At 39.3% G+C, this 19,301-nt stretch carries 24 protein-coding genes; 4 read left to right on the top strand and 20 right to left on the bottom strand.

Going from position 1 to position 19,301, the window contains the following annotated elements; translation table 11 throughout:
* Positions 1 to 41 precede the first annotated feature (41 nt).
* A complete protein-coding gene (locus JK635_RS18295) occupies positions 42 to 659 on the bottom strand; it encodes a YphA family membrane protein (RefSeq protein WP_202655380.1) in 618 nt (205 codons plus the stop codon).
* Between the two features lie 99 nt (positions 660 to 758).
* Here JK635_RS18295 and JK635_RS18290 point away from each other — a divergent pair, with 99 nt between their 5' ends.
* Positions 759 to 899 (top strand): YpzI family protein, encoded by a 141-nt coding sequence (locus JK635_RS18290; protein ID WP_202655444.1) that lies wholly within the window; start codon positions 759 to 761, stop codon positions 897 to 899.
* 29 nt (positions 900 to 928) lie between these two features.
* Here JK635_RS18290 and fni read toward each other — a convergent pair whose 3' ends face one another.
* From fni to JK635_RS18220, 14 genes are all read right to left on the bottom strand, one after another.
* Complete coding sequence (gene fni / locus JK635_RS18285) at positions 929 to 1,990, bottom strand: type 2 isopentenyl-diphosphate Delta-isomerase (RefSeq protein ID WP_202655379.1); 1,062 nt, start codon at positions 1,988 to 1,990, stop codon at positions 929 to 931.
* Between the two features lie 12 nt (positions 1,991 to 2,002).
* Positions 2,003 to 3,142 (bottom strand): 30S ribosomal protein S1, encoded by a 1,140-nt coding sequence (gene rpsA / locus JK635_RS18280; protein ID WP_202655378.1) that lies wholly within the window; start codon positions 3,140 to 3,142, stop codon positions 2,003 to 2,005.
* A gap of 165 nt (positions 3,143 to 3,307) precedes the next feature.
* Positions 3,308 to 3,892, bottom strand: a complete 585-nt coding sequence (locus JK635_RS18275; RefSeq protein ID WP_202655377.1) for a lysophospholipid acyltransferase family protein — start codon at positions 3,890 to 3,892, stop codon at positions 3,308 to 3,310.
* Positions 3,889 to 4,569, bottom strand: coding sequence for a (d)CMP kinase (gene cmk, locus JK635_RS18270; protein ID WP_202655376.1), 681 nt, complete (start codon positions 4,567 to 4,569; stop codon positions 3,889 to 3,891). The genes JK635_RS18275 and cmk overlap by 4 nt, the downstream gene beginning before the upstream one ends.
* A gap of 123 nt (positions 4,570 to 4,692) precedes the next feature.
* Positions 4,693 to 4,872, bottom strand: coding sequence for a YpfB family protein (locus JK635_RS18265; protein ID WP_202655375.1), 180 nt, complete (start codon positions 4,870 to 4,872; stop codon positions 4,693 to 4,695).
* Between the two features lie 95 nt (positions 4,873 to 4,967).
* Positions 4,968 to 6,317 carry a germination protein YpeB gene (ypeB, locus tag JK635_RS18260; RefSeq protein ID WP_202655374.1) on the bottom strand — a complete coding sequence of 450 codons (1,350 nt, stop codon included), beginning with the start codon at positions 6,315 to 6,317 and terminating at the stop codon, positions 4,968 to 4,970.
* A gap of 13 nt (positions 6,318 to 6,330) precedes the next feature.
* Positions 6,331 to 7,032: a spore cortex-lytic enzyme gene (gene sleB, locus JK635_RS18255; protein WP_235888210.1), complete on the bottom strand. Its 702-nt coding sequence runs from the start codon at positions 7,030 to 7,032 to the stop codon at positions 6,331 to 6,333.
* 139 nt (positions 7,033 to 7,171) lie between these two features.
* Entirely contained in the window at positions 7,172 to 7,861 is a 690-nt protein-coding gene (gene prsW, locus JK635_RS18250) for a glutamic-type intramembrane protease PrsW (RefSeq protein WP_202655372.1), read from the bottom strand.
* Positions 7,862 to 7,967: 106 nt separating this feature from the next.
* The gene (locus tag JK635_RS18245; RefSeq protein WP_235888209.1) at positions 7,968 to 8,924 is read right to left on the bottom strand and encodes an asparaginase; all 957 of its coding nucleotides are present in this window, start codon (positions 8,922 to 8,924) and stop codon (positions 7,968 to 7,970) included.
* A 7-nt stretch (positions 8,925 to 8,931) separates the two neighbouring features.
* Complete coding sequence (locus JK635_RS18240; protein WP_202655370.1) at positions 8,932 to 9,900, bottom strand: YpdA family putative bacillithiol disulfide reductase; 969 nt, start codon at positions 9,898 to 9,900, stop codon at positions 8,932 to 8,934.
* A 77-nt stretch (positions 9,901 to 9,977) separates the two neighbouring features.
* Positions 9,978 to 11,255 (bottom strand): Glu/Leu/Phe/Val family dehydrogenase, encoded by a 1,278-nt coding sequence (locus JK635_RS18235; protein WP_202655369.1) that lies wholly within the window; start codon positions 11,253 to 11,255, stop codon positions 9,978 to 9,980.
* A gap of 237 nt (positions 11,256 to 11,492) precedes the next feature.
* On the bottom strand, positions 11,493 to 12,068 hold the full coding sequence (locus tag JK635_RS18230) for an adaptor protein MecA (protein WP_202655368.1): 576 nt from the start codon (positions 12,066 to 12,068) through the stop codon (positions 11,493 to 11,495).
* Between the two features lie 78 nt (positions 12,069 to 12,146).
* Positions 12,147 to 12,914, bottom strand: a complete 768-nt coding sequence (locus JK635_RS18225; protein WP_202655367.1) for a metallophosphoesterase — start codon at positions 12,912 to 12,914, stop codon at positions 12,147 to 12,149.
* Between the two features lie 137 nt (positions 12,915 to 13,051).
* Entirely contained in the window at positions 13,052 to 13,684 is a 633-nt protein-coding gene (locus JK635_RS18220; protein WP_202655366.1) for a CBS domain-containing protein, read from the bottom strand.
* A 149-nt stretch (positions 13,685 to 13,833) separates the two neighbouring features.
* Here JK635_RS18220 and JK635_RS18215 point away from each other — a divergent pair, with 149 nt between their 5' ends.
* The 3 genes from JK635_RS18215 to JK635_RS18205 all read left to right on the top strand — a co-directional run bounded on the left by JK635_RS18215 (position 13,834) and on the right by JK635_RS18205 (position 14,987).
* Positions 13,834 to 14,064 (top strand): spore coat associated protein CotJA, encoded by a 231-nt coding sequence (locus tag JK635_RS18215; protein ID WP_202655443.1) that lies wholly within the window; start codon positions 13,834 to 13,836, stop codon positions 14,062 to 14,064.
* Positions 14,061 to 14,321: a spore coat protein CotJB gene (locus JK635_RS18210; protein ID WP_202655365.1), complete on the top strand. Its 261-nt coding sequence runs from the start codon at positions 14,061 to 14,063 to the stop codon at positions 14,319 to 14,321. Before JK635_RS18215 ends, JK635_RS18210 begins: the two co-directional genes overlap by 4 nt.
* A 96-nt stretch (positions 14,322 to 14,417) precedes the next feature.
* Positions 14,418 to 14,987, top strand: a complete 570-nt coding sequence (locus tag JK635_RS18205; protein ID WP_202655364.1) for a manganese catalase family protein — start codon at positions 14,418 to 14,420, stop codon at positions 14,985 to 14,987.
* 19 nt (positions 14,988 to 15,006) lie between these two features.
* Here JK635_RS18205 and JK635_RS18200 read toward each other — a convergent pair whose 3' ends face one another.
* The 5 genes from JK635_RS18200 to JK635_RS18180 form a co-directional block, all read right to left on the bottom strand.
* Positions 15,007 to 15,462 (bottom strand): DUF2663 family protein, encoded by a 456-nt coding sequence (locus JK635_RS18200; RefSeq protein WP_202655363.1) that lies wholly within the window; start codon positions 15,460 to 15,462, stop codon positions 15,007 to 15,009.
* Between the two features lie 92 nt (positions 15,463 to 15,554).
* Positions 15,555 to 15,929, bottom strand: a complete 375-nt coding sequence (locus JK635_RS18195; protein WP_202655362.1) for a hypothetical protein — start codon at positions 15,927 to 15,929, stop codon at positions 15,555 to 15,557.
* Positions 15,930 to 15,957: 28 nt separating this feature from the next.
* Positions 15,958 to 16,542: a CPBP family intramembrane glutamic endopeptidase gene (locus JK635_RS18190; RefSeq protein ID WP_202655361.1), complete on the bottom strand. Its 585-nt coding sequence runs from the start codon at positions 16,540 to 16,542 to the stop codon at positions 15,958 to 15,960.
* Entirely contained in the window at positions 16,539 to 18,047 is a 1,509-nt protein-coding gene (locus JK635_RS18185) for a RecQ family ATP-dependent DNA helicase (RefSeq protein ID WP_202655360.1), read from the bottom strand. Before JK635_RS18185 ends, JK635_RS18190 begins: the two co-directional genes overlap by 4 nt.
* A complete protein-coding gene (locus JK635_RS18180) occupies positions 18,047 to 19,084 on the bottom strand; it encodes a YpbB family protein (protein ID WP_202655359.1) in 1,038 nt (345 codons plus the stop codon). Before JK635_RS18180 ends, JK635_RS18185 begins: the two co-directional genes overlap by 1 nt.
* Positions 19,085 to 19,301 lie beyond the last annotated feature (217 nt).

Raw genomic sequence — 19,301 nt, 5'->3', positions numbered from 1 at the left:
TGTTAATCCTTACCCGCAATGGAAAGGTTGTGACAATTGAATCATGAAGACTTTTGCTTCGCTTTCTCATAAAGTTGCAGCTGGTTCTGCAGGAAAGCACCTAAATTTTCTAATAAACTCCAGCATACTAGTAATACTGAAGTTAAGGAACAAACATCCAAGTAAGCAAAGCCACCAACCGAATAGGGAATATGCAGTTTATTTAAAACAAACGCCGTTAGAAACTCTCCCTGCATTGTACCACTTACAGCGATTACAATTCTCCCATGCAATTTTTTTTGTAAAATGATGGTTAAAAAGCACATGCCTATACTGATCAGCCATTCTTTTTTTAAAATAACCCAGATTGGGTCAAAAATTTCAAATAAATGAAACGAAACATAGGCGATCGAAATAATTAAGGCACAAATAGAATAATAAATGATAGCCGTAAATTTTTCATTAGCAATAAAAAAGTAAGAAAATAATAGTAACAATATTCCACTCCAGGTTATCTCAAATCTTCCCAGAAACAAATGACTATTAGACAAAATGATAACAATTAAAATAATGGCTGCCAGTTTGAGGCGATATTGGTTTGATTTCTCCATCATAAACGTTACATACACCCAAAAGATCCAAAAGATCCAATAAAACATTGCCCCTTCCAATCGATTCACCTCCGATTACTCCTATTATGGGTATCCCATAGGCAGTTTCATACTACTAGGAATAATATTTTCAAAGTGAATCATCTTATTAGGAGGAGGTGTGCAATGATGGGAAATGACCGACACGAAAGAAAGTTAAAGGCATCGCGGAGAGTGGAATCCGACCGCGATCAAGCGCTGCATTATCCTGGTGCCACTAAATTATCAAGTCCCGAGGAAGCCAGGGGCTTAAATGATGGAAAAAGATAGAAAAATAAAGCTCTCACGAAGTGAGAGCTTTATTTTATGCTCCGCTGGCTAAATTTTTTCGTATCAATACCTCTTTGGTTTAACCAATGATAGGTATCTCCGGAAATGATTAACGGAGTTCTTTTAATATCAGCGATACTGGTTGCCCCTAATGCCGTCATAATGAGAGTTATTTCTTGATGAAGTCGATCAATTTCTTCCCTTAAAGTATCAATTCCTTTTTGAACCAGCGTTTTTAAAAAGAAGCCGGCCATCCCGATGGCTTCAGCACCAATTGCGATCCCCTTAACAACATCGATTGCTCCCCGGAACCCTCCTGAACCAATAATAGAAATAGAATGATCAGCAATGGAAGATGCCTCAATGATTGAAATAGGCGTAGGAATCCCCCAATCAGCAAAAAAGGAAAGTTCCCTTTCCCGGCGTTTATTTTCTATTTCGGCAAAATTGGTCCCACCAAAACCGCCAACATCAACCAGTGACACGCCAATCGAGGCCAGTGACTCGACTGTTTCCCGTGACATCCCGAAACCAACTTCTTTGACGATTACCGGCACTTCAACGGCCCTGACGATGGCCTCAATTCGTTTCAGTGCCCTGGTAAAATCTCTATCTCCTTCCGGCATCGTTAGCTCTTGAATCACATTTAAATGGATTTGCAAAGCATTCGCTTCAATCATATCAACCGCTTCTTTAGCCTGATCAGCGGCAGCCTCACTTCCCAGATTGGCAATCACAATTCCTGAAGGATTCTCCTTCCTGACCACTTCGAAGGTATATTTTTCTGTCTTATCCTTGATGGCAGCCATTTGAGAGCCGACAGCCATTGCCAATCCCGTATCCCTGGCTACTTGTGCCAGTTCCTTATTAATGCGATAGGTTCGATCGCCACCGCCGCCTGTCATGGCATTGATAAAAATTGGCGAACTTAAATAAAGTTCGCCAATCGAGTGGTCTAATCGAACATCGAACGTACTAATATTAGGCAGACTTTGATGAATAAATTTTATATCATCAAATGCAAAAACCGATTTCTGCTGATTTGCAAGGGCATAGCGAATATGATCCCACTTTCGTTCAGATCTCGACACAGTTTATCACCATTATTTTTTTAAATTCTTTAGTTTATCCCCGATAACTTCTCCAAGCTGGAAGCCTTTTGTTTCTTCCGGAAGTTCATAATCAAACTTTTCCTCTGGCTCTTTTTCGAGAAGCTCTTTAATGCTTAATGATAAACGTTGTTCAGCTTCGTTTGCATCCAGTACCTTAACTTGAACTTCCTGCCCTTCTTTTAGCACCTCGTGTGGTGTAGCAATATGTTTATGGGCAATTTGCGAAATATGCACAAGTCCTTCTACTCCCGGGAATACCTCGACAAAAGCACCGTAGGAAACGAGCCGCTTCACGGTTCCGGTTAAAATGCTTCCTTTAGGAGCTTTTTCAGCAATATTGGACCAAGGACCTGGTAATGTTTCTTTAATGGATAAGGAAATTCTTTCGTTGTCACGATCAACACTTAATACTTTTACCTGAACTTTTTGACCTTCGTGGACAACGTCAGAAGGTTTGTCAACATGTTCATGGGATAACTGAGAAATATGAACAAGACCATCGATTCCGCCAATATCGACAAAAGCACCAAAATCAGTGATTCTTTGGACTGTGCCTTCAATCACTTGACCTGGCTGCAGTTCTTCAAGCCGGTTTTGTTTTTGTTTTCCTTTTTCCTCTTGGACTACTGCACGATGGGAAAGAATTAAGCGATTCTTTTCTTTATCAAGTTCGACAATCTTAAACGTTAATGTACGTCCTTTATAATCACTGAAATCTTCGACAAAATGCGTTTCAACCAGTGATGCCGGGACAAAGCCGCGCACTCCCAGATCAACAACAAGTCCGCCTTTGACAACGTCTTTGACCTCAGTTTCAATCACTTCGCCAGCTTGAAACTGCTGCTCCAAAGTATCCCAGGCTTTTTCGGCATCCACTTTTCTCTTTGAAAGGATTAATGCCTCTTCTTCAACTTTTAAGACTTCTAATTCCAATTCTTCTCCTTCTTGAACAGCATCTGAAGCTTTTTCAATATGCAAGCTTGAAAGTTCACTGATCGGAATGATACCATCCAGTTTACTTTCTTTAATATCTACAATAACCTGTTTTTCTTCAACCTTTGTAACTTGTCCGGTTACTTTGTCACCGACTTCAAAACTCTTGACCTCAACTTGATTTAACTCTTCAGACATATGTAATCCTCCTTAATCCATTTACTACAAAATATATAAATGCTTTATTTTCAGTAAGAGCATTCTGCGCTAAATAATGAAAATAATCGAGTAAAACTAGAGAATATTCGAAAAAGAATCTTAATTAATAACTTCTTATAAATAGTCTATTTTGTCAAGCAGAAGCTACTGATACTCTCTTATAAGTTTATGAATTTCTGCCATAATTAATTCAGTTACCTGGTCAGCAGAAGCTTTTTCTTTTCGCAATTTTTCCATCTCAATTGGCTTTCCAAAAACTACCTTTACTCTATGAAAGCTTTTATAAGGACCGATCACAGCGCAAGGGACAACGTCAGCATCTGTTCTCAAGGCAAAAAAACCTGCCCCAGCCAGTCCTTTCCCCAGTTCTCCTGTTTTACTTCTGGTTCCTTCGGGAAAAAGTCCTAAAACATGACCTTCTTTTAAAATACTTAGACCTTTTCTAAGTGCCTCACGATCACTCATGCCACGCTTTACCGGAAAAGCATTGAGATTTCTGACAATTCCCCCTAACACCGGAACACGAAAGACTTCTGCTTTTGCCATAAAGTGGACCGGTCTCGGTGCACAAATCCCAACAAGAATCGGATCAAAATTATGGATATGATTGGAACATAGAAGAACTCCGCGTGAGTCTTTGGGGAAATTCTCAATCCCGATTACTTGAACCCGATAAAGTGGTTTAAAAATCACCGTTACAACAGATCTTGCAAAATCATAGAAGGTCACATCTGACCAATCCTTTCGTCCACCAGAGCCATTATTTGATCGACTACTTCTGGTATCGTCAAAGAGGTCGTGTCGATTTCAATTGCATCCTCGGCTTTTTTCAATGGGGCTGTTTCTCTTTCCGAATCGATTTTATCCCTTAGTGCTATTTCTTGTTTTAATTTTTCCAAATCTGACGGGAAACCTTTTTGTTGATTTTCCAAATGACGACGCAAAGCCCTTTCCTCCACGCTCGCCCGTAAAAATACTTTAACCTCAGCGTTTGGCAGGACATGTGTCCCGATATCTCTCCCGTCCATGACCACACCGCCGTTTTGGGCAAATTTTTGCTGTCTTTTGACCATTTCCTTACGCACCTTTGGGTGTTTGGAAACAATTGAAACAGAATTGGTAACTGCAGCAGTACGAATCTCATGGGTTACATTCTGATCGTCGAGATATACTAATTGTCCACTTTCTGCAGGAACTAATTCAATTTCTGTAGACATGAGGGATTTTAATAAAGCTTCTTCATCCTCAATGTCCAGATTGCCGATTATCGCTTTATATGTTAACGCCCTGTACATTGCCCCGGTATCTATGTATAGATAGGATAATTTTTCTGCGACAATTTTCGCAACCGTACTTTTACCCGCTGCTGCTGGCCCATCAATGGCGATAGATAATTTCTTTTTCATAAGTCCTCCTACATTTATCAAAATCATCACTATGCTGGCTTCTCTTTATTTTACCATAAGATAAAGAAATGCTTCTTTTTTTTTTGCGCTCAATTCATAAAAATAAAGCAGGCTCCCCTGCTTTTATTTTCCTTTTAAGGTTTCAAGAATATCGGTTATTGTATTTTTAGTAACCCCTTCATACTTCGTTAATTGCTTGACTTCTGGCAAAAAATTAAGTTGGTGAAAAAAGATTTGGGTCAATATTAAAAATAAAAATTGAACAATAACAAGTTTAAATAAAAATTTCTCAGCCCTTTCCAAAAAAATCCTCCTTCATATCTTCCATCTTCTTATGATCGCAGTATTTTATTATGTTTGACTTAACTAAGGAAAAGGAAAAGCAGCATGCTTTTCCCCTATAAAACATCGTCATACACCGTTTCAGAATTTTTTAGTTTTTCTACTTCCTCTTCCCTTCCATTTTCGGCGTTGATAAAGATGCGATAGGTGTCATCTTTAATGGTACCAAGAAACTCATAGCACAATACTTCCTTATTGGCATCATTGATGATGACTGCCCGTCTGTCTTCCATTACTTTTAAATTGGGATTCATTTTTTTCCGTGCCTGCTCTAAGGTTATAGCTGGTTTTTCAAATGTCCGCTTCTGGTATGACGTTAAGTATTCGTCTGCAGATACACCAACAATATCACCATTATCAAGAGCAACTTTAACCTTGATCGATTCCGGATAAATGCGAATCCCGTTCGTATTGGTCACAAAATTTAAGACACCGATATTGTCGTATTGGGTGCTTTCGGATAATTCTAAACCGGTAAAGCCGGTATCCTTTAAAAATGCTTGGGCTTTTGTCACAGCATCATGCAGGCTTATTGTTGGTTTCCTGACCTTCCTTTGATTGATAAACCAAATGGGATGGCCGCCTTTCTTTGTGATATCCATGCTGGCTTCCTGACCGGTTTTGGAATTTTTTAGCGAAATACTATAAAAACCATAATCAGAACCTTTCCCATTTTCGGTCACTTTAACCTTCGCATTACCATCGAAGTTCATATATTTTTTGGCAATTTTGAGCGCAGTAGTTCGTGATATCGGACTTCCCTGAACATTTTTAAAATTCTCATCTCGTTGCTGCATGTTGGCATACGTCGGGCCAAAATCTGTTTCATCAAAGCCAGAGACTGTTTTTTCGACAGTTTTAAAGCCATCTATAATCGTATTGTCTGTCGTTTCCTTACCGGAAGCCAGGGCTAGCTCAACATCCATCCAACGCAGGTTATTTTTTAAAACCATGTGCTGTACTTTGCGAAGCTCACTTTGAATATTGCCGGATTGTTTATAAAGCACCTGTAAAGTTTTATATTCTTTCTCAGTCAGGGGCTCTTTATCTAAATCCCGAACGGCCGTATGATAACTGAAATTTCCTATATTTGTTAAAAACTCTTCTGTTTTATTAAATGGCAATAATGTCAAAGGAAGCTGACCAACATTGTTATGGGCTTCTGAAGTAATTCTCCAGACCTCAGCTAAAGACGGCGACAATGAATGCCGTGAATTCATTGCCAGTGTTGCACCAATTTTATCATGCAATAAATCCATTTGGTATGTTAGACCGTGGAATGCTCGCTGATAACTATTTTCAGCATTTAGGAGAATGGCATTTTTTTCTTGATGCTCTTGATAACCCCAATAACCAGTCCCAATTACCCCAAGTGCCAAAACACCTATTATTAAACCTCTTATCAATTTTACTTCACCCCTACTTGCAAAAAATATGTTTCCCAATTCTTTTGATTTGTGGCCTTGACCAGATCCACGCACTTGTTGCAGTTGCAGGATTAAAATAGTAAATAGCATTCCCCGTAGGGTCCCACCCATTAATTGCATCAATGACTGCCTTTTTTGATGTTTCATTCGGAGTTAGCCAGATTTGCCCATCCGCTACGGCTGTAAAGGCCCCCGGCTGAAAGATGACTCCAGCAATCGAATTAGGAAACTTTGGGTTTTCCACTCGATTGAGGATCACGGCGGCAACGGCAACTTGGCCAATATAAGGTTCTCCCCTTGATTCACCATGTACAGCATTCGCCATTAATTGAATATCATTTTGCGAGAAACCTCTGGGAATGTTGACAGCTGACGCTTTGCTTCCCGTGTTTTTAGCTGCTTTAGGATTGTTCGCTGAACCAGCATTTCTAATATATTTGGTTGATTTTACAAGTTTTGCCTTTGTAGCTTGTCCGGCCAAGCCATCGATGGGCAATCCAAATTCATATTGAAAGTTTCGCAATGCCCAGTAAGTCCCCCAGCCAAAAACTCCATCTATCTTCCCATGATAGAAACCAATATATTTCAGCCTTGATTGTAGTTCTATGACATCTTCTCCGACTGCACCCTGCTGGATGATTTGATTAGAAAAGGCCTGAACCTTTTGGGTACTTATAAATGGAAGGGATGTCATTACTAATGCGGCAATGATCAACCGTTTCAGCAAACCGGCTTTTGTTTTCATGGAATAATTACCCCCATTATAAATCATTTACAGTACACCTATTTTTTGTTAATCGCACATTTTTATTCCACAAAGAAAAAACCCTTCATCAAGAATGAAGAGTTTTTTGGACAGTGAAACGTTTTTTCATATGTTTGACACTTAAAATTTTTGCTTTTTTTACTTTTGTCAATCCAAACCACCAAAGGAAAATCATAAATGGAAAAATAATATAGAGCCAATGCTCCAAAGAAAGCAGAATGTAATCGTAAAAACCGTGAAGTATAAATGGTAATAATAATGAAAAAAGAATCCATTTTGCTTTTCTTCCTTCAGTAAACTTGGCTTTCCCAATATAAAAGCCCATTATTACCCCAAAGAGCGCATGACTGGAAACAGGAAATAGGGCGCGGGTCACCGCATGTTCAACCCCATTAGCAATCAAATAAAAAATATTTTCAATTGTAGCAAAGCCCAGTGATACAGCAACCCCGTAAACAATCCCATCGAATGGTTCATCAAATTCCACATGCTGATATACTGCATAATAAAGGATAAACCACTTAAAAAACTCTTCCAACAGACTTGTGCTGAAAAATGCCCCTGTAAGATTCGAGTTAATCACATGCTCCGTTTCAAGTACATGCTGAATAAACATAATTGGAAATACGAGAAGGGTACCATATAAGAATGTCCGTAAGACAAAGGAGATTGGTTCCGGTTCATATTCATCTCTTAAATAAAAATAACTCAGTAAAGCCAAACCAGGGGCAAATCCGGCTGATAATATTCCCAGCATGTCGAACCTCTTTTCAGAATCCATTTTCTTCATCGTACCACGAAATAGGGGATGAATAAAATGAAAGATTCCCTCACTTAACTGATTTTTTTACAAATCATTATTGTTAGAATTCTATTTTCTCAATTCCACTTGCCAGGGCCACGGCTAATTTTATTCTTGCTTTCTTTGAATCATTATCACTGCCAAGAATAACGCCCTTTTGATAAAGGTCATAGGCGCTTCCCTCGTAATCATAGGTCGTGTAAACTGAGCCTTCCTCGGCACTGGTGGTAATGACCAACTTGATTCCTGCCCGAATAGCTGCCTCGATTTCCTGCATCATCTTTGGAGCAACTTGCCCCCGCCCGACACCTTCTAGAACAATTCCTTTGACCCCGGCTTCTCTGGCTGCCTTGATGAATTTCCCATCAGCACCAATATAACATTTAATGATCTCGACTTGCGGCAGACTTGAGCGGACTTTAAAATACTCTCTTTTTATTGGCTTTTGATAGACATAAACTTGATCATTATCGATAATACCAAGATAGCCAAAGCCAAAAACATTGAATCCTTGAATATTTGAGGCATGCTCTTTTTTTACGTATCGAGCCGCAAAAATTCGTTCATTAAAGACAACGACCGTTCCCGCATTATGCAAATCGGTTGAGCAGGCAGTGTAAATGGCATGACGTAGATTAATGTAAACATCACTTCCCAAATCCTCCGGGGAACGTTGCGAACCTGTTACTACAACTGGCCGCGGATCGCTAATCGTCAGGTCAAGAAAATAGGCAGTTTCCTCCATCGTATCCGTCCCGTGAGTAATCACGATGCCAGAAATAGATTCATCTTCAAAATAATTTTCAACTTTACTTTTGAGCACGAGTAAATCGTCAAAAGTAATATGGATACTAGCTTTTTGAAACACAGATTCAACAATTACTTCAATATCCTCTGGTAATTGACACATAGCCGCCAGTTCCTCACCCGTTAATGCACCTGAGGATAATTTACCGGATGCTTTATTCGGTTTGCTGGCGATTGTACCGCCGGTTGTTAATAAAACTACTTTTTTCATCATTCAATCACCCTTGCGTTTTTTCTAAGATGGATTTAGCAATTAATTCCCCGTGGAACCGGCCATTTTCAATAAAGATTTCATTAGCATTATTCCCTGCAGCAATCACTCCGGCAATGTATACACCCGTAATATTGGTCTCCATCGTCCCGGGATTAATGATCGGTCTCCCTGTTTCATCGTCAATTTGGACACCGATAGCTTTTAAAAATTGGTGATCAGGATGATAGCCAGTCATTGCAAAAACGAAATCATTAGCTATAGATATTTCCTTTCCATCTTGAAGATAAACGACAGTTGTCTCAGTTATTTCCTTTACATGGGCATTAAAGTGCATGCTGATCACGCCATTTCTCACCAACGATTCAAATTCAGGCAAAATCCATGGCTTGATACTTGGCGAATATTCCCCTCCGCGATATAACACCGTGACTCTCGCTCCCGCCTTTACGAGTTCAAGAGCGGCATCGACACTGGAATTTTTTCCGCCGATTACACAGACATCCTTATCAAAATAAGGATGGGCTTCTTTGAAATAATGAAATACCTTGGGTAAATTTTCACCCGGGACATTCATATAATTTGGATGATCATAGTAGCCGGTTGCAATTATAATGTAACGTGCATGATAGGTGCCTTTTGAAGTATTAACCGTAAAGCCCTCGATGGACTTCTCAACTTTCATTACTTGTTCATAAGCATTGATTCTTAAATTTTTCCGTTTTGCCACTTCGCGGTAATAGACAAGCGCCTGATTTCTTTTTGGTTTATACGTATCCGTGACAAATGGAAAACCGCCGATTTCTAATTTTTCACTTGTACTAAAAAATGTTTGGTGTGTCGGGTAATGATAAATCGAATTTACTACATTGCCCTTTTCAATAATAAGCGGGCTTTTTCCAATATCCTGCAACGCAATTGCTGCCGCTAGCCCACAAGGACCGGCGCCAACTATGATAATTTCTTCATTTTGCACCGTGATTACACTCCTTATTCAAAACATTAAAAACTCCTACCTGATAATGATAGGAGTTTTTCTTTAATAATTCAATCTTAAATCCAGCCTCTAAAGCGGCTTGCTTCTGCCATTTTTCTGACTCCGACCATATAGGCCGCAAGGCGCATATCAACACGGCGTGTTTGGGCAGTATAATAAATATTATTAAATGCTTTGACCAAGATCTTTTCCAGCTTCTCCTCTACTTCTTCCTCTGTCCAATAATAACCTTGGTTGTTTTGAACCCACTCAAAGTAAGAGACAGTGACACCGCCGGCCGAAGCCAGTACATCCGGAACAAGGAGGATGCCACGCTCTGTTAATATTTGGGTTGCTTCCAATGTTGTTGGACCGTTTGCTGCTTCAACAACGATGCTTGCCCGAATATTGTGAGCATTTTCTTCTGTAATTTGATTTTCAATTGCTGCCGGAACAAGAATGTCGCAATCCAGCTCAAGCAGCTCTTTATTTGTAATCGTGTTATCAAATAATTTGGTCACCGTACCAAAACTGTCTCTTCTATCCAGAAGGTAATTAATATCAAGGCCGTTCGGGTCATATAAAGCACCATATGCATCAGATATGCCAACCACTTTTGCACCGGCATCATGCATGAATTTTGCCAAATAACTGCCAGCATTACCGAAACCCTGAATGACCACTCTTGCACCTTTTATATCAATGTCCCGTTTTTTAGCTGCCTCACGGATACAAATGGTTACGCCTTTTGCCGTTGCCGATTCACGACCATGGGAACCGCCAAGAACAAGCGGTTTACCGGTGATAAATCCAGGTGAATTAAATTCGTCAATTCGGCTGTACTCGTCCATCATCCACGCCATAATTTGCGAATTGGTAAAGACATCTGGAGCAGGAATATCCTTTGTTGGTCCAACAATCTGGCTGATTGCCCGTACATAGCCACGGCTTAACCTCTCTAGTTCTCTAAAGGACATATCACGGGGGTCACAAACAATCCCGCCCTTCCCGCCGCCATATGGCAGGTCAACAATACCACATTTTAAACTCATCCATATTGATAATGCTTTCACTTCTGTCTCTGTTACATCCGGATGGAAGCGAATGCCTCCTTTTGTTGGTCCTACAGCGTCATTATGCTGTGCTCTGTAACCGGTAAATATTTTAACGGATCCATCATCCATTCTAACTGGAATCTTAACTGTCATCATACGTAATGGCTCTTTCAAAAGTTCATATACCTCTTCGGGATATCCTAACTTTTCAAGAGCCTTGTGAATGACTGTCTGTGTTGATTTCAACACATCAAGCTGCTCCTCTTGAGTAGTCTTACCAGTACCATTTTCGGCTACCATTTGTAAACCTCCTAAGAAATCACTTGTAAGAATGCTGTCCGCTTTCAGTCACAAGTATACACCTTTAAAGGATTAATGCAAGGAATATATGCTTCCTTTCCCCCTTCAATTTTCCACCTATGTAAACGCTGCCATTCCTTAGTTAACAAGGAATACTTGTGGAGTATAAGAAACCTGATAAACGCGGAATGGCGTTCGTAGCGAGGAACTCCTCCTTCGAAAGTTATTTTAAAAAAGTCATTTAAAATAATGAAGGAGGGTTTCTACTGCCTTATTTTTAATAATGATCTTACCGTATTCAACAAGAATATGAGGGCTGAGGATTGAGGCATTTCCATATTCAGATAATAGGCAGGCAGCCTTTTCATTTTGTTCATTGCTAGCTTGATCCATTAACAAGTAATAGACATTATTCAATGTAAAGATGGTTCCGCCGAAAAGTTCTGTTGCCGCAAGTCTTTCTGCTGCATTTATCAGATCTTCCAATTCCGCAAATTCAAAAAGGAGTTTTTCCATACCGCAAGCCCTTACCTGCATTTCAATAAAGCCATCGCCTAATGCTTCTTCTTTATCATCGTCAACAGTAATAATCATAATCATCCCTTGAGCCTGAAGCGAGAAAACTTCAACTGCTACGGATCCCTGTATGTCAACGTTAAATTCCAAACTCGCTTCCTCAAGCATTTCATGAAAAAGCTGATTCCACTTACTGGCATCCTTCCCGATGTCTTCTTTGGAAAGTCCTCGATCGATTAAATCGTCAGAGGTTAAAAAAATTTTAATCTTGTTTGTTGTTAAGCGTTCTAAGCGCATAATTTTGCCCCCTGCATATGACTACTCTTGTTTTAGTCTATGCCTGAGAGGAAGGTTGGTGAATTGTCTCAAAGGGAATTAACGGTTGGAAACGGTTATCAGGTGGCACTCAGCCGGTGCTCCAAGTCTTAATGGCAGCGCAGTCGTCCCATATCCATTACTTATAAGCAGAGTGGTATTCTCTAACTTGGTTACCCCCCCTCTTTTTTGTGGACTAAACCCCAGTATATGAATTTGTCCTCCATGTGTATGCCCGCTTAATACTAAACGAATTTCATGTTCTGGAAGAATCTTTTCCGTAATCGCAGGGTAATGACTTACAAGAATTTTGAAGCTTTTTTTATCGGAAGCTAAAAGGGCTAAGTCAAGACGGTCCCGTTCCTGTCCCATTTCATCGACCCCAAGCAAGCTCCATTTTTCTCCCTTTTCTGAAGTGAAATGAACGGCCGTATTGGCTAATATCGTAACACCTGTCTCGCTCATGATAGCTTCTAACTTTTGAACATCCTTTTCATAATCATTATTTCCCCAAACAAAATAAATCGGACCAAGCTGCTTCAATTTAACGAGGTTTGTTTTTATCTTTTTATAAGAAACGCCCTTTTCTGTTAAATCGCCGCCGATAATAACCAGATTGGATTTTCCCTTTACTTCATTAATAATTGCATCAGAAATCGTCCTTCTATGAATGTCCGAAATAAAAAAAATAACAACTTGACCAAAAGACTGAGGAAAATCTGAAAAATTAAATTCATGGCGGACAACATGATTAAGAAACGCTTGTCGCAGCATATATAGGAACAGGCAGGCGGCAAAAATAATCAGCAGCAACAATAATATTTGCATTGTGTTATGCCCCATTTCTTTTTTAAGAAATCATACCATAATAAAGCATTGACTAAAAAACACTTACGGGAACTATTAGCAATATGTAAAAAATCCCTCTCACAAAAACGTATGAGAGGGAGCTTTATTTAAATACCTTAAACTTCTTGAATACTTAATATTCTAAAGCCATGTTCTTCTAGCTTTTTGACAAACTTATCAATATTATCATTCTTTTCGATTTTCATAACAATTCTTCGAACAAGTTTATCCGTTTCATCAAAGGTGACAAGTGAAATGATGTGTTCGTGAAAGTGATGGGCTATTTCAGATAGCCGGGCGATTCTTCCTTCCGTTTCCACCGATGTAAACGCAATCCTTATTCCCGGGCGATTCACGCCAAAGGCACTCTCAAAGAAACTTAATACATCTGCACGCGTGACGATCCCCAGAAAGGTATGATTCTCATCCACAACAGCAAGTAATGGAAAATCCTTTAAATCTAGCATCGTCCTTTCAAATAATTCGCCACCGACCAGAAACTTTTCTTGATGAGAAGCGATATCCTTTGCCAGAGTAGAGGTGAGATAATCCTCCTTTAGTTTTTCCGAACGGAAGAAGTTTTCATAAATCCGATATCTGGTCACAACCCCAAGGTAACGATCTCCTTGTAAAACTGGCAGCCCATCAATATGATGTTCCTCCAATTTTTGTAAAACTTCCTTCAAGGTTTCATTTTCTTGAGCAATCACACATTCATGCCGTGGAATCATCATATGTTTTACAAACATGTCCCATCACCTCAAAAATTAAGTACTTTCACCTTATTATACTTCGACTTTCTCCTAAAAAATCCTTGCATATGGTAAAGATTTATGTCATGTTATTCAATTACCGGTCATATGATTGAATGATGTTGATTAGCAAAGGGAGGGTAATGATGCATACTCATCTCAAAACATATCATCCGTATGTAAGCCCATTTGATCCATGTAAACCAATGGTTGAAAAAACGTATTCAACTCCACCGCATTTATATATCGGTTTCCAACCGCCAAATTTACCGCAATTTTCACCTATGGAGGCATTAAGAACCGGTACACTCTGGAAAGCATTTTATGATCCTTGGTATAGTCCATATGAAAAAGGGAATAAGGGGGTGCCCTCATGAAGCAGGTGCCTGCTGAATATTATCATTTAATGGAGCAGCTGCAGGCTGTTGATTTTGTTTTAGTCGAACTTACGCTGTACTTGGATACACATAACGATGACCTTGAGGCCATTCACCAATTTAATCACTATGTACAAGAAAGAAAACGAATTAAGAAGCAATTCGAAAGCCAATTTGGGCCCCTGCAACAGTTTGGCAATAGTTACTCCGGACATCCTTGGAATTGGGACGATACGCCCTGGCCATGGCAGGTTTAAAGTACGGAGCATACGTTCGCAAACGGATGCGGCCAGATAAGTATAAAAGTGGATGAGCCCGTTATCTAAGCTCGTTATGGGAGGGATAGGAAAGCAATGTGGATATATGAAAAAAAACTGCAATATCCTGTTCGCGTCAGTAGCTGCAATCCGATGCTGGCCAAATTTTTAATTGAGCAATATGGCGGTGCTGACGGTGAGTTGGCTGCAGCCTTAAGATATTTAAATCAGCGTTATACGATCCCTGATAAAGTAATTGGACTTTTAACTGATATCGGTACCGAAGAGTTTGCTCATTTGGAAATGATCGCCACAATGGTCTATAAATTAACAAAGGATGCCACTCCGGAACAGATGAAGGCGGCCGGCTTGGATGGGCATTATGCTGATCATGATAAAGCACTGTTTTACCATAATGCAGCAGGTGTTCCCTTTACCGCTACTTATATACAGGCAAAGGGTGATCCGATTACAGATCTTTATGAAGATATCGCTGCTGAAGAAAAAGCTAGAGCGACCTATCAATGGATTATCAATTTGAGTGATGATCCGGACTTAAATGATGGATTGCGCTTTTTACGCGAGCGGGAAATCATTCATTCACAGCGATTCCGTGAAGCAGTAGAAATTTTGAAAGAAGAGCAAGGAAAAAAGACAATATTCTAAGAAGCAGTAGCGGCTGCTTCTATTTTTTTTCATGGTACAGATTAATATCGTAATGTTTTTTCATTACTTCAAAAACGAGGTGGCGATTTTTCCATTCTTCTTCTTTTTTCCATAGATCCTTACTTCGATCGACAATTTCACACCGTAATTCTTGATATTCCTTTTCCTTCTTCTCCTTTTGCTGTCGTAATACATTCATTGCCCCATAGCTAATCAGCGATGCTGAGAGCAAATAAACATTCACTTCATCATTCAAGGCGGCAGTAAACATCGCAAAAAAAGAATAGGAATAATGTTGAGCGATGGTAAAATAAAAATAACAAAAAAACAGTAAAGCGATTAGAATGGTAGCATAAATGGATAGATAATGCCGTTTTTCGGCAAGATCAAACTTTTCCTTTCTTTTTCTAAGGTTTTCTAACATTTGTTTTGTTGCCAGATCCGTGTTTTCTAGCAATTGGATTGGAGTATCCATCTTATCCCCTCCATTCCATACCATCTTATGAACTTGTCCGCCCCAATATGCCAAAAAACCAATCATGAAGATTGGCTAGTGATGATCTAGTATCAGGGCACCTGCGAATTGCTTTTTTCCTGATTTTTTACTTTCTGTTTATCGACTCTTATTCCGCCATCATCATTTGATTGTTCAAGATGGATCGTTTCATAACCAACATTACTGGGGTTTGTTTTGTCTGTCGGCTGAACCTTTTTTCCATTGTAATGAGAAATAAGTGTAAAAATGATAATAGGCAGCAATATGAAGACCAGAACCAAAAATCGGATCAGTGGATATTTAAGCTTCCTTTTTCTTTTGTTTTTTTTTCGGCGGTGAAGCCTCGCTCGCGGCGGCAATTGGTCATATTCTCCGGTATCAGTTAATTTCTGAATCGACCGTTTTGTTCGTTCTGCCTGTTCTCTATATGGTTCTTCACTATTCATAACAGGGCCCTTCACTCCTTACTGTTAGTTAGCAACGTTTTAGAGAATGTCTAAACCTAATATAGATCCCCAATAAAAAGTCTATGACAAAATGCATAATAAATGTAACCGCAAAGTTTCCTGTCCACTGATAAATGACCCCGATGACAAAACTAAGTAAGACAATATTCAAAAACAGATACCAATTAAATAAATAACGATAATGAATGATCGCAAAAATGATACTTGCCAAGATAAGCCCGAGCTTTGTTTGAATAATACCGCGAAATAATAGCTCCTCACTAAAAGCAACAAAGGCAGCTATTACTATAATGTGAAACGGATGACGCCCCTTAAATATCCGTTCATTTAAACCGCCATCATCATAAAACGAGGACGGCAATACTTTCATAAGGACAATATCGGTGATGACCACTACTATTCCTGCGCTTAACCCTACTTTATAAAGATTGGGATCGCTTAGTTGAAAATGATCCCAATAAGAAAGATCCCCAAATAAGATCCATCCTAAAATAGCTGAAATGAACAGAATGATGATTTGCGTTAAATATAGGTGAAAAAGCAATTCCTTATCCGTTAAACTGGAAATAATCTCATTATATTTATTTTTCATTTATTCAACACGCCATTTATTAATAATTTTTGCAAATATTCTTTCCATGAAATATCGATTGTTTCTTTTTGTGGACTCTTCTTAAATGAATGATATGGTTCTAATTGGAGCCCACATCGATCACAACACTGGTTTATCTCCGAAGTGAAAGGATCATCAAAATAATGTAAAATAAATTTACGCCGGCATGTATTGATGTCAATCCAACTCTTCATTTTAAAAATACTTTCTTTTTTAGCCTGCCCTCTCCTTTTGGCAAATTCCTTTATTTCATTTCTGATGCTGCATAAGTTTTTATTTTGCTGACCAAGACGAGTTACGAATTCCTCCACGATTCGCCATTGCACCTCTGAAAAACCGCCAAGTTCCCTCCATGTTTCTGATAATTTCCTTCCCCCGTTTACTGACTCTCCCTCATTCTCCAGGAGGTTAAATAACCAATCAATTTGGGACTCAGAGGGCAACTCTCCTTCAGCAAGTTGCAGGGGAAGCAACTCGTCGCCAGGGGAATAAAGCAAAATGGCAATGCTGGGCTCTCCGTCACGACCGGCCCTGCCAATTTCCTGCAAATAGGATTCCAACTGCATCGGCATATGAAAATGGATGACAAAACGAATATTTTCTTTATTTACCCCCATCCCAAAAGCGCTTGTGGCACAAATCACATCGAGCTGACCATAAATAAATTGCTGCTGAATTAATATTCTTGTATCTTGATCTAATCCCCCGTGATAAACACTTGCGCGGCAAATTTGTTGTTCGGATAGAAGGTCAGCCATCTGTTCAGCAGCCTTTTTACTGGAAAAATAGATAATCCCCGGTTTTTGCAGCTGAGCTACAAGCTCCAAGACACGATCTTCCTTCTGGCGATAATCCGCTATTTGTTCCACAAAAAAACCGATATTGGGGCGATCAATGGTCGACTCAATCTTCTTTACCCCGTTAAGCCCCAGCGAGCGAATGATATCCTCACGAACCTTACTTGTTGCGGTTGCTGTGAGTGCAAGTGTAAGAGGGTTACCAAGGGTTTTTCGAACCTCTCCAAGCTTCGAGTAATCCGGACGAAAGTCATAACCCCACTGGGAAATACAGTGGGCCTCATCAACCACAAATAACGAAATGGATATGTTCTTAAGCTTTTGAATAATATATGGAGACATTAGCATTTCCGGTGAGATAAAAATGAATTTGTAGCGATCCAAGAATGCCAGGACATTCCCTCGTTCTTCCTGGCTTAGAAATGAATTAAGCGCCACGACCCGCTTTTCACCGTACTGTTTCATTTGCTCCACTTGATCCTGCATGAGAGAAAGCAGTGGGGAGACGATGACAATTTGCCCTTCAAATATATAGCCAGGCAGTTGATAACATAATGATTTTCCCGTTCCGGTGGGAAGCATGGCTAACGTATGCTGTTTGTTTAAAAGTGCAGAAATTACTTCCTTTTGTCCCGTTTTAAACGACGTAAAGCCAAACTGTTTTTTTAGTAAATCTTCTAATTCCATTATGAACCACCATACTTTGCCAACACTAACCTTATCTGAAAGTAACTTGCCTTATTTACCTGGTCTTTTATTAGCTTTAATTGTCTCGAGGCAATCCGTCTTGAAACCGCTAAAATTTCTTCCTGTAACTTTTGCTCCACATATGGATCAATTGAAAAATGATTTACATATAAAGCAATTTCAACAAGATGATCCTCGATTGTACTTTCCCTTAATTTACGCAAACGGGCAATTGCTTCAAGAGAATAGCCTTGAATGAGTAATTGCCACGTTTTTCTTGAAGACTGGGTCAGTTCATGCTGTTGTCTCAGTTCCTGCTGAAGCAAGGACAGTATCGGAAATTGCTCAGGTTTTTCAGCTATCTTTCGGATCATATAATGAATAATATTGATAAACTGAAGCTGATAATCAAAATGATTCATTGATAATTTTTGGGCTGTTTGCATCGGCGTTAAACCAATTTGCTGAAAACCAGTTAAACGAAAAACTAATACGGAAGGGTCCAATGTCTTATTATGTTCAAAACAAGCGATGAGCTCTTGGTAGATCATCCTGCCAAGATCATATTTTGGAACCTTCATTTCCTTCAGAACGGTTTTAACCCATTGATGAACATCTTTGTTTTTTTGAATCGGAATATAACATTTTTCTTGGTGTACAATATTGGAGGCCACCTGAATAAGTAATGAAAGTCGTTCCCAAAACGGCCAGGTAATTTGGTGATACTCCCAGCCGTTCAGCTCATTTAAAATCGGATGCTTGTTTAAAAAACTTTCACCCGAAGAGGTGAGCAGAAAACGTTGTTCCCCATGATTAATTATGTACCCTTGTTCCTGCAGGGTTCGAATCATGCTATCATACGAATCTCTTGATAAAGGTGAAAGCACACCAAAGAATTTCTTTAGGGAAAATAAATGAGCATCCTGAATGGTTTGTGAAGATTTTTTCCCATTTAGGAGGTGATAAATGGAATACACCGTTCTTTCCTTGCTTAACTGCTTTAAACAATAAAGAATGATGGATGTCAGCTGAACCATTTTTTAACCACCACATTTTGAGTTCATTCTACATTTTTCGTCTTAAACTCTATATATTTTAACATGAAAATCAGGATCATGTTGTCCTAAAAAGCAACAAGTTTTGAAAATAAACAAACCTTAATGATAATAATTATTTTCCTATTGAAAAGTTACCGATACAGTTTTAAAATAGAGGTGGAAAACACGTTTACCAAATATTTTAAAACCGGTAAAC

Origin of the sequence: Neobacillus paridis (genome assembly GCF_016765675.1) — a bacterium.
GTDB lineage: Bacteria > Bacillota > Bacilli > Bacillales > Cytobacillaceae > Neobacillus > Neobacillus paridis.
Note: the sequence above shows the minus strand (reverse complement) of the source record. Positions and strands in the feature narration are given on the sequence as shown.

Excerpts from the sequence above, each read along its gene's own strand:
- JK635_RS18245 (WP_235888209.1), bottom strand. The coding sequence starts at position 8,924 with ATGAAAAAAGTAGTTTTATTAACAACCGGCGGTACAATCGCCAGCAAA.
- sleB (WP_235888210.1), bottom strand. The coding sequence starts at position 7,032 with ATGACATCCCTTCCATTTATAAGTACCCAAAAGGTTCAGGCCTTTTCT.
- JK635_RS18195 (WP_202655362.1), bottom strand. The coding sequence starts at position 15,929 with ATGAATAGTGAAGAACCATATAGAGAACAGGCAGAACGAACAAAACGG.
- JK635_RS18235 (WP_202655369.1), bottom strand. The coding sequence starts at position 11,255 with ATGGTAGCCGAAAATGGTACTGGTAAGACTACTCAAGAGGAGCAGCTT.
- JK635_RS18220 (WP_202655366.1), bottom strand. The coding sequence starts at position 13,684 with ATGTTTGTAAAACATATGATGATTCCACGGCATGAATGTGTGATTGCT.
- rpsA (WP_202655378.1), bottom strand. The coding sequence starts at position 3,142 with ATGTCTGAAGAGTTAAATCAAGTTGAGGTCAAGAGTTTTGAAGTCGGT.
- JK635_RS18190 (WP_202655361.1), bottom strand. The coding sequence starts at position 16,542 with ATGAAAAATAAATATAATGAGATTATTTCCAGTTTAACGGATAAGGAA.
- JK635_RS18225 (WP_202655367.1), bottom strand. The coding sequence starts at position 12,914 with ATGCAAATATTATTGTTGCTGCTGATTATTTTTGCCGCCTGCCTGTTC.
- prsW (WP_202655372.1), bottom strand. The coding sequence starts at position 7,861 with ATGCTGGGAATATTATCAGCCGGATTTGCCCCTGGTTTGGCTTTACTG.
- JK635_RS18185 (WP_202655360.1), bottom strand. The coding sequence starts at position 18,047 with ATGGAATTAGAAGATTTACTAAAAAAACAGTTTGGCTTTACGTCGTTT.
- JK635_RS18215 (WP_202655443.1), top strand. The coding sequence starts at position 13,834 with ATGCATACTCATCTCAAAACATATCATCCGTATGTAAGCCCATTTGAT.
- JK635_RS18205 (WP_202655364.1), top strand. The coding sequence starts at position 14,418 with ATGTGGATATATGAAAAAAAACTGCAATATCCTGTTCGCGTCAGTAGC.
- JK635_RS18180 (WP_202655359.1), bottom strand. The coding sequence starts at position 19,084 with ATGGTTCAGCTGACATCCATCATTCTTTATTGTTTAAAGCAGTTAAGC.
- JK635_RS18210 (WP_202655365.1), top strand. The coding sequence starts at position 14,061 with ATGAAGCAGGTGCCTGCTGAATATTATCATTTAATGGAGCAGCTGCAG.
- JK635_RS18230 (WP_202655368.1), bottom strand. The coding sequence starts at position 12,068 with ATGCGCTTAGAACGCTTAACAACAAACAAGATTAAAATTTTTTTAACC.
- JK635_RS18200 (WP_202655363.1), bottom strand. The coding sequence starts at position 15,462 with ATGGATACTCCAATCCAATTGCTAGAAAACACGGATCTGGCAACAAAA.
- cmk (WP_202655376.1), bottom strand. The coding sequence starts at position 4,569 with ATGAAAAAGAAATTATCTATCGCCATTGATGGGCCAGCAGCAGCGGGT.
- JK635_RS18290 (WP_202655444.1), top strand. The coding sequence starts at position 759 with ATGGGAAATGACCGACACGAAAGAAAGTTAAAGGCATCGCGGAGAGTG.